The 14,358-nt window shown below is 45.0% G+C and carries 12 protein-coding genes and 1 riboswitch; of the genes, 2 read left to right on the forward strand and 10 right to left on the reverse strand.

The annotated features are described in order from the left end of the window. Positions 1-5: 5 nt before the first annotated feature. The 10 genes from PHX29_02895 to PHX29_02940 form a co-directional block, all read right to left on the reverse strand. Complete coding sequence (locus PHX29_02895; GenBank protein MDD5604846.1) at positions 6-1,064, reverse strand: branched-chain amino acid ABC transporter permease; 1,059 nt, start codon at positions 1,062-1,064, stop codon at positions 6-8. Position 1,065: 1 nt separating this feature from the next. After that, positions 1,066-1,950, reverse strand: a complete 885-nt coding sequence (locus tag PHX29_02900; GenBank protein ID MDD5604847.1) for a branched-chain amino acid ABC transporter permease — start codon at positions 1,948-1,950, stop codon at positions 1,066-1,068. Further along, positions 1,943-3,865 (reverse strand): AMP-binding protein, encoded by a 1,923-nt coding sequence (locus tag PHX29_02905; protein ID MDD5604848.1) that lies wholly within the window; start codon positions 3,863-3,865, stop codon positions 1,943-1,945. The genes PHX29_02900 and PHX29_02905 overlap by 8 nt, the downstream gene beginning before the upstream one ends. Positions 3,866-4,112: 247 nt before the next feature. Then, a complete protein-coding gene (locus PHX29_02910; GenBank protein MDD5604849.1) occupies positions 4,113-4,544 on the reverse strand; it encodes a PaaI family thioesterase in 432 nt (143 codons plus the stop codon). A gap of 2 nt (positions 4,545-4,546) precedes the next feature. Next, positions 4,547-5,725, reverse strand: coding sequence for a pyridoxal phosphate-dependent aminotransferase (locus PHX29_02915; protein ID MDD5604850.1), 1,179 nt, complete (start codon positions 5,723-5,725; stop codon positions 4,547-4,549). After that, positions 5,709-6,308 (reverse strand): indolepyruvate oxidoreductase subunit beta, encoded by a 600-nt coding sequence (locus PHX29_02920; protein ID MDD5604851.1) that lies wholly within the window; start codon positions 6,306-6,308, stop codon positions 5,709-5,711. The genes PHX29_02915 and PHX29_02920 overlap by 17 nt, the downstream gene beginning before the upstream one ends. Then, entirely contained in the window at positions 6,309-8,156 is a 1,848-nt protein-coding gene (iorA, locus tag PHX29_02925; GenBank protein MDD5604852.1) for an indolepyruvate ferredoxin oxidoreductase subunit alpha, read from the reverse strand. 63 nt (positions 8,157-8,219) lie between these two features. Beyond that, positions 8,220-8,921, reverse strand: a complete 702-nt coding sequence (locus tag PHX29_02930) for a PIG-L family deacetylase (protein ID MDD5604853.1) — start codon at positions 8,919-8,921, stop codon at positions 8,220-8,222. Next, positions 8,918-10,063: a glycosyltransferase gene (locus PHX29_02935; GenBank protein MDD5604854.1), complete on the reverse strand. Its 1,146-nt coding sequence runs from the start codon at positions 10,061-10,063 to the stop codon at positions 8,918-8,920. The genes PHX29_02930 and PHX29_02935 overlap by 4 nt, the downstream gene beginning before the upstream one ends. 95 nt (positions 10,064-10,158) lie before the next feature. Continuing rightward, positions 10,159-11,145, reverse strand: coding sequence for a GNAT family N-acetyltransferase (locus PHX29_02940; protein MDD5604855.1), 987 nt, complete (start codon positions 11,143-11,145; stop codon positions 10,159-10,161). Between the two features lie 139 nt (positions 11,146-11,284). Continuing rightward, positions 11,285-11,427, forward strand: a riboswitch (molybdenum cofactor riboswitch). A gap of 146 nt (positions 11,428-11,573) precedes the next feature. Between PHX29_02940 and PHX29_02945 the strand changes: the two genes are divergently transcribed. Together PHX29_02945 and fdnG are read left to right on the forward strand one after the other, a co-directional pair. After that, positions 11,574-12,140: a twin-arginine translocation signal domain-containing protein gene (locus PHX29_02945; protein ID MDD5604856.1), complete on the forward strand. Its 567-nt coding sequence runs from the start codon at positions 11,574-11,576 to the stop codon at positions 12,138-12,140. Between the two features lie 48 nt (positions 12,141-12,188). Further along, positions 12,189-14,358: formate dehydrogenase-N subunit alpha (fdnG, locus tag PHX29_02950; protein MDD5604857.1), on the forward strand; the 2,170-nt coding region annotated here is incomplete at its 3' end.

A 14,358-nucleotide genomic window follows, 5' to 3' on the forward strand; every position in this document is an offset into this window, starting at 1 on the left:
TTACACTAATACGAAAAAGGCCAAAGACGATAGGAATTTTTAAATATCTGCCAGCGATGAGCCAGTCCTCTGGGTTCAATAATTAAAAACAACACAATAACTAACCCAAATAACATGGGGGTGATACCCGAAGCCCACCCGGAGGGGAACACGGTGATAGTCGACTCCAGGAACGGTACGAGTTCCAGTGACAGTAACCGTTCCAGCAAGCGGATGAAAACCACCCCAAATATTGGGCCTGCGGTGGTGCCCAGCCCGCCAATTATAATCATACCTACATATAATATAGATTCTTTAAAGCTAAAAAATTCCGGATTAAGGAATCCGTAATAGCAGTGCGCCAATAACGCTCCGCTAATTCCGGCGAAAAAACACCCGGTGAAAAAAGCAATAAGTTTGTAGCGAAACAGGTTTATACCCATCACCTGAGCTGCCAGGTCGTTATCCCTGATGGCTACAAAAGCCCTGCCCTGCCGGGTCCTTGCCAGGTTTTTTGCCACAAATATCGCAATGACACAAATTGCCATGATTAAGTAGTATTTGCTTAGTTGGCCGGTGAACTGGTATCCGAATATTTCTGCAGCCGGTACGTTGAGACCAATAAATCCCCCGGTTAAGCTTCCCCACTGGCTAATCACCCACATTATGATAAATTGAGCAGCGATGGTACTAATCGCCAGGTAAAATCCTTTCACACGTAAAGATGGAAGCCCAAAAAGCACACCGGTTAAGCCCGCCATTAATCCGCCTCCAAGCATACCAAAGAGAAACGGGACTTCGTATTGACCGGTAAGAATTGCTGAAGTATAAGCACCAACTGCTATAAATCCTGCGTGCCCAATTGAAAGTTGCCCGCAATAACCAGTAAGCAGGTTTAAACCCAGAGCAGCGATAATCGTAATGGCAATGATATTGAATATACTCAACCAGTAATTTGCCATAAAAAGGGGCACTACTATTAAAGCAACCAATAGCAATCCAAGCATAGCCCACTGCGTTTTAGTGCGGAATATTGCCATATCTTGAGCATATGTATAGTTTCTTATTCCTGCCGGTAAATGCACTTTAAATCCTCTCTATACGTGTTTCGCCAAATAGTCCATACGGTTTAATAAACATTACGATAATTATGATGATAAACGGAATAATTTCTTTTACTCCCGGCCAAGTTATAGCCGTGAGATATCCACCCGCCAGATTTTCCGCAAGTCCTATGATAGGTCCAGCGATTATTGCCCCAAGAAAGGAATCGAGTCCCCCTAATATCACTACCGAAAATGATTTCATGCCGGTTTCAACCAATCCGTAACTTATCCCCCCAATACTGGACATCAGTACTCCGCCAATAGCCGCCATGACGCAGGCAAACATCCACGAGCGGGAGAATATTTTGGTTACCGGTATTCCGCATGCCTGCACTGCCATCTGATCATCAGCAGTAGCTCTCATGGCAATACCCATACGACTATACTTAAAATATAACGATAAGGCTACAAATAACAGCAACGAGATGCCAGCCGCCCAAAGGTATTCCTGAGACACCACTGCAGTAACAATGCGTACCGGATCCTGAGGAAACAGCCTGGGCAGCACATCAACACCCCAAGGCCAGACAAAGGTACAAAGCCCCTCAATGAAATAAGCCATACCAAGCGTAACCGCAATCAGTGATAGGATTGGCTGAGCGATCAACGGTCTTAATATAAACCTTTCGATTATCCATCCGAGCAGAAGAGCGAAGCCTACAACAATGAACAAACCAAGCCATATTGGTAAGCCAGTTTGAGCCAGCATTCCGTAGGTAAACCAGGAAAACAACAGCACCAGTTGGCCTAACGCAAGATTGGCTACGCCGCTGGATTTCCATATAAGCACAAAACCCATTGCTATCAGAGAATACACCATGCCTACAGTTATGCCAGTGATTGTGTACTGAAGTAAATCAGCCATTAATCCCTCCTGGTTCATCTGCGGATCTTACCTTTATACTAGTTGTCACAACTCCCCGCCTGCCATCCCGATAAGTCACCGGGGCTTCAACTTTAACCTCACTGCCACCTTGATACATGGCTTCAATCAATTCCCGATAGCGCTCTTCCATATATTCCCTTCGCAGTTTACGTGTCCTGGTGAGCTCAGCTTCATCGGCATCGAATTCCTTGTGCATAAGAACGAATCTTTTTACGCGCGCTGGTGCTGGCAGATAGCTGTTGACTCGATTAAGATCGCGGCGGATGAGATCGGCTACTTCTTCACGCTGGGAAAGATCTACAAAAGTAGTGTATGCGATGTGGTGGTCTTCCGCCCATTTGCCTACCATCGCAAAATCCATGTTGATAATTGCCGTTACGTAGTCTCTTTCAACATCACCAACCACCATGGCATCTTTTATGTAAGGGCTGAAACGTAATCTTCCTTCTATATACTGTGGAGCGTATTTTGCGCCGGTTCTGAGCTCGCCCATATGTTCCAGGCGATCCAGAAACAGAATATGACCATTATCATTAATGTTTACTGCATCACCTGTACGACACCAGCCTTTGTAAAGTGCTTGCCGGGTTTTCTCCGGATTAGCATGGTAGCCACTAAACATACAGTCACTTCTCACCCAGAGCTCTCCGGAATCCATCAACCTGACTTCTACTCCCCTGGCTGGCCTTCCTACACTTTCAAAACGTATATCTCCCTCACTATGGGAAGAAATATATCCCGATTCGGTACTAGCATAATTCTGCCTGAGCGATACACCTATTGCATGAATAAACCGAAAAGTATCCAGACTTAAAACAGAACTGCCAGTCACAGCGAACCTCACCCGGGATAATCCTAGTTTATCTTTAAGGGGATGAAATAATAATAAATTGGCAATAGCGTATAGTACTTTCCATCTTGTCGGAGGCTTTTTACCTTCTAATGTGAAATCAGCCATCCGATACCCAACTGGCATACACAATTTATATACAAACCGCTTAAGCCAATGGGCATCCATCATTTTAATCTGGATTTCGCTAACCAGTCCTTCCCATTGGCGTGGTCCATATATAACAAAATGCGGACCAACCTCGCGTGTATCTTGTGCAATTGTATCCGGCTCCTCGGCAAAGTTCAGCCGCGCACCGGTTAAAAGATGCGGTATCGTTGAAAAATAACTATCGCCGACCCAAGCGGCAGGGAAGTTTGAAATAAGGTCATCTTTATCAGTAAGCGGATAACGACTGATGAAACTCTGAGCTGTACGGATCAAAGCCCGGTGGGTAAGAATAGCCCCTTTGGGAAGGCCGGTAGTACCTGAAGTATAGTAAATAAAAGCGGTGTCATCAGGTTGAAGCCTGACAACAAGATTATCAAATTCGTCTGGATTATTACGGTCTCGCTCTTTACCCAGGTCTAATACATCATTGAAATTAACAAGGGTAGGATCATCGTAGTTTTTTAAACCTTTTGGATCCCAATAAACGACTTTTCTGAGGGATGGTAATTCATGTTTAATCTGGAGAAACTTGTCAACCTGTTCTTGATCGTTGGCAATGGCAAAGCTTGCACCAGAATGTTCCATGATATACTTTAATTCAGAGGGAATCGAATCAACAAAAGTCCCTGTTGCAATCGCTCCTGCTGCCTGGACAGCAAATTCCCCCCAGAACCACTCAGGCTCATTATCCCCAATAATGCAAACTACGTCGCCAGGATTTAATCCCATTTGAATCAGTCCTAGCGAAAAATACTTTACACGCTTGTAATACTCCTGCCAACTGTACCGCTTCCAGATTCCAAACTGCTTCATGCACATGGCCGTACGGTCTGCCCGTTTCAAGCTGTTAGCTACTACAAGCCCTGGTATTGTTTCTGCTGTCAACTGTGACACTTTTCCTCCCGGATATAAAGAAACCTCCCTTGCCGGGGAGGTTAAATCTCTACCATATTCAGGTTAAGTTCTATAATACCTGCATAAAAGAAATACCCCCGGCGCACCTGGTGCGCCCGGTAAACGCGAAATTAAACTTAACCTGGTTTAAATAATTGTTATTTTCCATAACTGACTCATACAGAGAACGTGGAGAGATTACCACAAGAAGAATAATCCGTCAAATTATTTTATACTACTAATCCCTTTATCGCTTGCGATCCTCGATTTTTGTTACAGGCACCGTAGTACCAGTGGCCAGAGCTACCAATTCTCCCTGCGAGTTGGTAATCCTGATTTCAGAAACGCTTATGCGTTTGCCGCTCTTGATCACCCGGGATTCTGCAATCAGAACTTCACCTTCAGTGGCGGCTCGTAGAAAATGCATGTTAAACTGACTGGCTACGCTCGGATATTCTAGAGAGTTAGCCGCGTAACCAAATGCATGGTCAGCCAAAGCCATAATAATTCCCCCAAATGCATTGCCATGGAAGTTTTTATGCTCGGATTTTATCATCATAGATACCCTGGCATAGCCTGGCTCGAGCGTTTCAAGCCGCATCCCAAGATAGTCAACCGCCGGTTCCACACGGCTGGTTAGCAAGCGAATATTTTGTTCAGCATTATCACACTCACCCATTATCATCCTTCCTGAATAGCCTTTGTCAATCCCTTAACCGCGCCTTCCAATGTAACCTGATTGACACAAAAGGAAAGGCGCATGTATCCCTCACGTCCGAAACCACTACCCGGAACAGCCAGGACTCCATATTCCATCAATCGTTGAACAAAATTGATATCTTCTCCTCCGGGTACTCCTGGAAATAAATAAAAGGCTCCCTGAGGTTTGATTACATTATATCCAGCCTTTATCAATCCTTTATAGAGGTAGTCTCGCCTGTGCTGGTATTCAGCCACAGATACAGTCGCATTCATCAAGTTGGTTACCACATTTTGCATCAGTGCCGGGGCATTTACAAAGCCTAATACCCGGTTCGCATAAATAAAACCGGCAACAAGTTCGTCTTTGTCGTCAATCTCAGGATTGACAGCGATATAGCCAATTCGTTCACCGGGCAGGGAGAGATCTTTGGAAAATGAAGTTGCTATAATCGCTTGACGATAGTGATTAAGCGGAGAAGAAAACTGTATGCCATCGTAGATCAACCGTCGATAAGGTTCATCACTGATAAGGTAAATTGAGTGCCCCAACCGGTGGCTTTGTCGTTCAAGCACTGAGGCTAAACCACCCAGCAACTCTTCGTTATAAACAACACCCGTTGGATTATTGGGGGTATTAAGGATAATCGCCCTGGTCTTTCCAGAGATTGCCTGTTCTATCTTTTCCGGGATTGGTAAAAAATCATCCCCGGCTTCCACAATGCGGACTATTCCCCCATGATTATCGATATAGCTCAAATATTCCGGAAAGTACGGGCTGACAACTATTACTTCATCACCAGCATTGAGCATTGTCTTCAAGACAACGTTAAGACCAGCAGCAGCTCCACATGTCATCACAATATCGCTGCCTTTAAAACTTAATCCGAGTTCTTTTGAAATTGCTGTCGCCACCGCTGCCCGTGTAGCCGGATATCCGGCATTGGCCATATAACGATGCATACCAGGACGCGGATTATGAGTCTGGCGCATTAATTCCCGGAGGAATTCAACCGGTGGTTCATCTATCGGATTACCCAAGGATAAATCGAATACATTTTCTGGTCCCAGCCTGGCTTTTAGTTCTTCACCGGCTTCAAACATCCGGCGGATCCACGAACTGTGCCTCATCCCCTCCGCAGTTTTAGCCGATACGGCCATTTTTAACCTCCTCCCGCCCCAGTGAAAACGCTTTCAGGTTTATATTGAGGATTTTTGACGGAAGTTTTGCTTCGAGGGAAGCCCTCCAGATATCCACACTAAATGGTAAAAACACAGAAAGAGCCCCGAGGAGAAACACATTCAATGTCCTGGTATTGCCCAACTCCTCAACTTTTTTTATTCCGTCGATTAACAAAACCTCTCTGGTCTTTTGCTTGATGGCATTTAGAATTATGTCATCTTCAGGATACTTGGTTTCACCGCTGGTTACAGATAGAGGAGGAGAACCATACTGGTTTACCAATGCCCAGCCACCAGGTTTTAAGAAATGACAAGAGCGAGCTGCTTCTAATTTTTCCATGCCAAAAAGCACATCTGCTCCTCCCGCCGATATCAACGGGGAATTCACCACTTCGCCCATTCGTACATGACTGGTAACACTTCCGCCTCGCTGAGCCATTCCAATCGAATCCGTCTTTTTAACATCCCAATCCATACGTAATGCAGTTTCGGCTAATATATCGCTTGCCAGAATAATCCCCTGGCCTCCTATGCCGGTCATAAGAACACTAATATTTTGCATTTATTCTTTTACCGCCTTACCGAAAACGCCTATGGCGCCTACTGGACAAACTTGCTCACACAAACCGCAATTATCACCAGCACAGAGGTTCGGATCTATATACACCATATCGTTTTGATACTGAATCGCCGGACAGGCCAATTTAAAACAGGTGTTGCATCGGGTACACTTTTCTATATCTACAATGCGGCTTGCATCCGAATGTCGCCTTAGCGGAGCACACTCCCCGCGTACAATTAATACATATAGTTTTTCGCTTTCTATTGCTGTTTTAACTGCGTCGCGAAGTGCAGGGATATCAAAAGCATTTATTACAGCAACCTCTTCAACTCCCATCCCCTTTACCACGTTCTCCAGACTTACCGCCTGTACTTTTTCTCCGCTGGCAGCAATTCCAGTCGCCGGATGCCCCTGGTGCCCGGTCATTGCAGTTGTCATATTATCCAATATCACTATGGTGATGCTGCTGTGGTTGTATACCGCATCTGCCAGTGCAGTTAATCCGGAATGCATAAATGTAGAATCTCCGATAACCGCTACCAGCTTATCAGTTAAACCAGCTTTTTCCATTCCAAGAGCATGACCAATGCTAGCCCCCATACAGGCGCAAGTATCAAGGCCATTGAGTGGTGGATAGGCACCCAGGGTATAACAACCGATATCACCTGATATAACCAATCCGCCCTGTGCTTGGGAATTTGCTCCGGTGGCCATTTTTTTAATGCGTCTTGGATTTCTGGCAAGAGCATAAAACAAACCGCGATGAGGGCAACCGGGGCACAGAGATGGGGGGCGCGCTGGCAATTCGGTCTGGCAAGAAGTGGTGTCTTCACTCTGGATTTCGGTCAAAATTCCAGCCTTCTTTGCAGACGAAGCCACAATCTCTGGCGACAATTCGCCAATTATCGGGATGAAAGACTTCCCGCTTGCCGCTATCCCCATGGACTTAACAATGTCTTCAACAAACGGATCCAACTCTTCTATTACGATCAGTTTGTTCACTCCGGCAGAAAACCTGGTAATCAATTCTTTCGGAAGAGGATATGTCATACCCAATCTGAGTATGGGGGCAGCGGGGAATACTTCTCTTGCATATTGATAAGCGATACCGCATGTAATGATACCCAACGGTCCTTTGCCTTCGATTATCTTATTTAGCGGACTGGTTTCTACATACTCTTTGAGCTGTTGTATTCTCTTTTCAATGGCTACATGCCGTTTCCGTGCATATGCCGGCAGCATCACATATTTCTCGGGATTAGTAGCAAATTGAGCCGTTTCAATATTTTCCCGGCATGATCCCCTAATCTGTACCACGGATTTTGAATGCGAAACACGCGTGGTTGTTCTAAAAAGCACCGGGGTATCATACTGCTCGCTTATTTCAAAAGCCAGGAATATAAAATCGTAAGCTGACTGACTATCATAAGGTTCAATGACCGGGATTTTAGCCAGTCTCGCATAATGACGATTGTCCTGCTCATTTTGCGAGCTGTGCATCCCGGGATCATCAGCGCTAACAATCACCAATCCACCATTGACACCAGTAATCGACGCAGAAAGCAGAGAATCAGCTGCCACGTTCAATCCAACATGCTTCATACCGGCAAGACAACGCACGCCCGCATACGATGCTCCCATGGCAACTTCTACAGCTACTTTTTCGTTGGTGGACCATTCTCCGTAGACTCCGTCAAAATGAACGAGGTTTTCCAGTATTTCAGTACTTGGTGTACCTGGGTAGGCGGTTGCTACCTTTAAACCGGCATGATAGGCTCCCAGAGCAATGGCTTCATTACCAGAAAGAAGGATCTTGCTACCAGCTGGTAATTGTTGTAGATTATGCATTAGTCGTTACCCCTTAAATAAATAGGCATCAAATTAACATTATACCTTAAAAGAGTTAAAGGCCTAGTGATCAATAATAACCCTGTGAAAAGCTTCGGCCAACGGGTAATTCTGGCCTGAAGCCATCTCTTGAGCTCTTTGCCTTAACCATAGTTCAAGGTTTTTCTCATTATGAGAACCCAGCTGGGAAGAATGACATTTAAGTGCGTCTATTTTCCGGTTAAAAGAATCAGTTATATCAACATAATAATTAGGGTCTTCGCTGCCCCAAAAAAGCATTTCTTTTACCATATGCGATTCAAGATCCTCTTCAATCAACTCGGGAAAAGCTGGACGATTTCTCGCAAAAGGATACACTGCTTCAGCAACAACAAGCCCCGTAATTCGGTGATCCCTATGCAATAGATAGCGTCGGTAGGGATCAGTGGTAGCAACTGCAAGGGGTTTATATCGCCGGATTTGGCGAGTTATTGCCAGGCGTAATTCGTAGTTATCCTCAAGGCTTCCGTCAATAAAGCCTAAAAACTCCACTGTCTTGACTCCCAGGATTTTAGCAGCTGCCAATTGCTCCAACCGCCTGGCACTTTTTAATTTTTCAGGAGTCATTTGTTTATCTTCGCTACCCTTTTCGCCACCGGTAACTATTACGTAAACTACGGTTTTTCCTTCCATGTAATACTTTGCAACAGTGCCTGCCATGCCAAACTCAGCATCATCCGGATGAGGGGAAACAACGAGTAAATCAGTCACCTGTGAGGTCATCATACTGCTCCTGCCGTGTTAAAAGCTAAAGCTTCAAATTCATTGATTAATTCCTGGCTAACATTCACCCAGCTAAAACCGGCAACTGTCTCTCTGATTATACTTACCTCAACAGCAGTCCTTGGAGAGCGTTTTATCCAATCCCTGAATGTTCTTGCAAGCTCTTCAGTATTTAACTTTTTTAAAATATCTCCGCTTAAGCCAGGCTTGATAATATTTTTTAAATCCCCGACATCTCCCGCAATCACCGGGCACCCGCAAGCCAGCGCTTCTATAGCAACAAGACCAAAGCTTTCATAATATGAAGGAACAACCAACACACTTGAAGTTGAATAATAAGCACTAAGCTCTTCTTGCGGGACCGGACCGGTGAATATCAGTTTATCGGCAATACCTTCTTGTATTGCCTGTTGCTGCAGCTGGTTAACTCCATCATTACTGCCATCACCGCCAACAATCAAACAGATCCAGCCATCATCAGCCTTAATTAAAGATAACGCTTCAACGAGAAGACTGGTTCCTTTAAGAGGATCAATTCTTCCAACATATAAAATAATCCGCGTTGAACCATCTCGCAGACCGGGTACTGGCGAGGGACGAAAAATTGGTTTAAACATTTCCAAATTAACGCCACATGGTACAACCCGGATTTTATCGGCACTTGCTGAATATAAATGACAAAGATAATCTTTTTCCCGATCAGTGGAAGCAATTATCCGATCGCATACCTGTATAATCCTGTACTCTTCCTGCAAACGCAAATCAGGTTCAACCAATCCTTGCCCAATCTGATTTTTTACTTCTCCAAGCGTATGGAACATTACGATATGTGGAATTTTCCATCTATCTGAAAGTAATTGACCGCTGACACCAGATAACCAATAATGACTGAATATATAGCTATACTCACTATTATTCTCTTTAGCGAATCTATATACACCCTGATTAAAGGTATTAATATGGGAGTGCAAGGCAATTTTATCTACTACCTCTTGCGTTTCTCCGGCTTTGATATGCACAAGACGAACACCTTCTGCCAACAGCGTAACGTCGCAACTATGCGAATTGTGGCCACGTGTGAATATGTCAACGTGAAAACCTTTACTGGCAAACTGTAGCGCAACTTCCCGTATATAAACGCTCATACCTCCGGTGTCCCGGGCACCCAAATTGCCAAGCGGACAGCTATGAAGGCTGATTAATGCTATGTAGCGAGGAATGTTTGCCGAATATCTCATGGTTAACTTAATTCTATTTCAAGGCTGTAAAGATTGATACTTGTTCCCCCGAGCCAGCGCTTGTACTTCTCATCACCCTTTAAGAAATCCCATTTGCACCGCCCGATATTTATGGCTTTTTCTATTGCAAGAACTTTGCTCAAGAGTCCAACGCTAAGGTTGGCATGGCTAAAATTATAAGCATTATTATACAGGAAAATGGAATTATTACAGTCAAAAAGAAGCACCATGGCCACTCTCTCGCCATCAACTTCCAAACACCCGAACCGCAACACACCACTTGGACCAGCTTGCTCCCAAATCTTGTTAAAGAACTGCTGCATCAACGGTGTCATGAAACCGGCTTTTTCTATCTGATTCAAAAAGAACAATCTTAAAAAATCTTGCATATATTCCGGGCTATATGAATAGCGCGAATAGTTATCACCAGTGTAATAGAATTTCACCCTATTAGCTTCAAGCAGCCGCCGCATCTTGCGCCTTATTTCATGCCGATTCTTTTTGTCTAAAGTATCGAGATAAGCGCTAAAAGTCGAAGGAAGGGGCATCTCCAGGCTAACAGTTTCCTGTTTCACAGTTGCCCTGTGTTTAAGAGCGGAAGCTACTGGAGCCAACTCGGTAATAGCCAGGGAATCTGGCCTAAGGTGCCGCAAATGCAATCTCCTGATTTTTTCTTTTTTCACATCATCTAATAAAAGAGTAAAAAATTCTTCTTCTTTTCCGTTGATCGCTATGAAGTCCTGGTAATCACAAATATCAGTCGAACCCAGAAATGTTGCCGTATCGCCAGATATCTTTAAGGGAGCTATCGCGACCGGCTTTGTATCTTGTATACCAACTTTGATATAAGAAGAATAATCTCCGCCAAAAACCTCCCACCACGAGAGAATCCATTCTGGAGTTAAGAATGGATTCGAAATACCTGTTTCTGCTTGCACCATTTTAGCCATCGAACAAAGGCCTGTAATATCTACGTTGGATATTATCATTGTATTTTTTCCTGAATATTTCGGTTAACAGTTACATTTTGTACTTGATTCAATACTTTAAAGATACAATTTATCCGGTTTCTGCGCAAATAAATCTCTTGTATTTAACATTTGACAAATTGCACTTTAAAAAGATAAACTTGCCTTATAACTCCGAGCTAGGCTTTCCTAAACTTTTTTCGGGCAAGGGGGCCAGCCGCAGGGCGAGCAAAAAGTCCGAAGGGTGCAACCGGAAACAGTTGCGCCTACCTCTTTCAGGAAAGGAGATTATTAAGAGGAAAAATTTTGCTCCGAATAAACCTGCTAGGGGTATTTGTTAACGATAAAGAATACCAGTATCAATTACATGGGTATGATTACGCATACAGGCAATACAGCTTGTATGCTTTTTTATTTTTATAGAGTTTTAAACAAAGGGGGTAGAGTTTATGGAAATTAGCCGAAGGAGTTTTCTTAAAGCCTCCGGCGCAACCTTGGGCGGATTGTTTCTATTTAATGGTGTTGATAATAACGCCGTCATGGCCAGATCTCTTAAGAAAGTTCCTCTTAAGAAGAAGGTCAAAGAGTCAACAACAATCTGCTGTTACTGCAGCGTGGGCTGTGGTCAGATAGTATCCGTCTACGAGGATGGTATTATCAAAATAGAAGGTGACCCGGATCATCCCATCAATGAAGGGGCACTTTGTCCCAAAGGCCTGGCGATGTCACAAATTCACCAGGTAGATGGCAAACCAAATCCGTACAGGTTAACCAAACCTTTGTACAGAGCCCCAAACTCAACCGAATGGGAAGAAAAATCATGGGAATGGATGCTGGATACCATTGCTGCCAGGGTTAAGGCTACACGGGATGCCACCTGGGTCGAGTCAGCAAAACGTACAGAAGGGCTGGCTTCTTTTGGCGGTGGGGAGCTAGACAACGAAGAGGTCTACATGCTTACCAAGATGAACCGCGCGCTTGGCGTGGTGTATCTTGAACATTGTGCACGCATATGACACTCCTCTACTGTAGCGGCTCTGGCAGAGTCGTATGGAAGAGGGGCAATGACCAATCATTATATCGACCTCAAAAACTCCGATTGTATAATGATAATCGGCTCCAATGCAGCTGAGAACCACCCCATTTCATTCCGGTGGATTACAAAAGCCAAGGAAAAGGGGGCAAAACTGATCAGCGTTGATCCACGCTTTACCCGCACTTCTTCCAAGGCAGATATTTACGCCCCGATGCGCTCAGGGACTGACATAGCTTTTATCGGTGGAATGATAAACTATGTCATCAACGACATTGAACAAAATCCGGGCAACTACAACATGGAATATATAACCCAGTACACCAACGCATCGTACATTTTAAATCCGAGTTATAAATTTAATGATGGCTTGTTCGGCGAAATAGAACAAAAAACATACAATGGTTCATACACCGCTGCTTCGAAGGCAACCTGGAAATATGGTGGCGGCAACACTCCCGAAGCAGACCTGACCCTTAAAGATCCCAATTGTGTTTTCCAGATGCTGAAAAAGCACTACTCGCGTTACGATGCAGACACTGTATGCCGCATTACCGGTACACCCAAAGAGGATTTCCTCAAGGTTTGCCAGGCATTTGCAGAAACTGGAAAAAAAGATAAAGCTGGTACAATCTGCTATGCAATGGGAGCTACACAGCACACCTATGGCGTACAGAACATACGCGGTTATTCCTTGTTGCAAACACTACTCGGAAACATGGGAGTTGCCGGTGGCGGCATCAATGCTCTTCGCGGCACTTCCAACGTACAGGGTTCAACCGATATGGCAGCGCTGGAGCATATTCTTCCAGGTTATATCGATATGCCAATTGAGGGCGATAATGATATCGACTCGTTCTTAAGGCGTGTTGGCAAGCATCCGGCAGCTACCATTACTCCTCCCACAGGTCTGGCCGGGGATACCAGCGCTAACTGGTGGCAAAATACCAGGAAATACCTTGTGAGCCTGTTAAAAGCCTGGTACGGAGATGCCGCAACACCGGAAAATGAATTCGGTTTCAACTTGCTTCCCAAAAGAAATCCGGCAGTCAACTACACTCATATTGGCTTGATTGAAGCTATTAGCCGCGATGTTATAAAAGGTCTTTGGATCTGGGGACAGAATCCTGCAGCCGGTGGCCCAAATGCCAATGGCGCCCGGGAAGCTTTTGCTAAACTTGACTGGATGGTTTCAGTTGATATTTGGGAAAACGAAACCGCGATCTTCTGGAAGAGGCCTGGGGTAGATCCAACCACTATTAAGACTGAAGTGTTTATGCTGCCTGCAGCCTGCTCATATGAAAAAGAAGGCAGCATCGCCAACTCCGGCCGCTGGGCACAATGGCGCTATAAAGCAGTTGAGCCAAATGGTGAAGCTATAGCTGATCTTGAAATTATGGCTGAGTTGATGACAAAAATCAGAAGTCTTTATGCAGCCGATTCTAACGCACCCGGCCGAGAAGGTGTTCTTAACGTAACCTGGGACTACGATGCCCATGTTACTGCTGATCAAATCGCCAGGGAAATCAATGGCTATGATTTAACCACTGGCAAGCTAATGGCTAGTTTTGCCAACCTTAAAGACGATGGAACTACTAGTTCGGGTAACTGGCTATATTGCAATAGTTATACTGAAGATGGAAATAAACTGCAAAAACGTGACCCGGTTGATGCTCACCCGCAGAAAATCGGGCTGTTCTCCAATTGGGCATGGTGTTGGCCGGTTAACCGCCGCATCATCTACAACCGCGCAGCCGTTGACCTGAACGGGAATCCTTACGATAGCGAACACCCGGTAATCTCCTGGGATGCCCAAGGTGCCAAGTGGGTCGGAGACGTTCCTGACGGAGCTTGGGCTCCTATCAACGTAGCCGACACCGGCGCAAAGACTCTTCCGTTTATAATGAAACCCGAAGGTGTTGCCAGGCTGTGGGGTTTCGGGAACGCCGAAGGTCCGCTTCCTGAGGTTTATGAACCATGGGAGTCACCACTGGATAGAAATATTATGTCCGGTCAGAAAATTAATCCCTGTGCCTTTATCGGCAAATGGATGAACGAACAGGGAACACCCGATAAATATCCTTATGTGGACACAACCTATCGTTGTACAGAGCACTGGCAGACCGGCATCATGACCAGAAGCCTGCCCTGGCTCGTAGAGCTCATGCCTGACATGTATGCTGAAATGGACGAAGTTCTCG

The organism is Dehalococcoidales bacterium, assembly GCA_028717385.1.
GTDB lineage: Bacteria > Chloroflexota > Dehalococcoidia > Dehalococcoidales > CSSed11-197 > CSSed11-197.

Coding starts and splice junctions, on each gene's coding strand:
- PHX29_02900 (MDD5604847.1), bottom strand. CDS start 1,950: ATGGCTGATTTACTTCAGTACACAATCACTGGCATAACTGTAGGCATG.
- PHX29_02910 (MDD5604849.1), bottom strand. CDS start 4,544: ATGGGTGAGTGTGATAATGCTGAACAAAATATTCGCTTGCTAACCAGC.
- PHX29_02915 (MDD5604850.1), bottom strand. CDS start 5,725: ATGGCCGTATCGGCTAAAACTGCGGAGGGGATGAGGCACAGTTCGTGG.
- PHX29_02920 (MDD5604851.1), bottom strand. CDS start 6,308: ATGCAAAATATTAGTGTTCTTATGACCGGCATAGGAGGCCAGGGGATT.
- iorA (MDD5604852.1), bottom strand. CDS start 8,156: ATGCATAATCTACAACAATTACCAGCTGGTAGCAAGATCCTTCTTTCT.
- PHX29_02930 (MDD5604853.1), bottom strand. CDS start 8,921: ATGATGACCTCACAGGTGACTGATTTACTCGTTGTTTCCCCTCATCCG.
- PHX29_02935 (MDD5604854.1), bottom strand. CDS start 10,063: ATGAGCGTTTATATACGGGAAGTTGCGCTACAGTTTGCCAGTAAAGGT.
- PHX29_02940 (MDD5604855.1), bottom strand. CDS start 11,145: ATGATAATATCCAACGTAGATATTACAGGCCTTTGTTCGATGGCTAAA.
- PHX29_02945 (MDD5604856.1), top strand. CDS start 11,574: ATGGAAATTAGCCGAAGGAGTTTTCTTAAAGCCTCCGGCGCAACCTTG.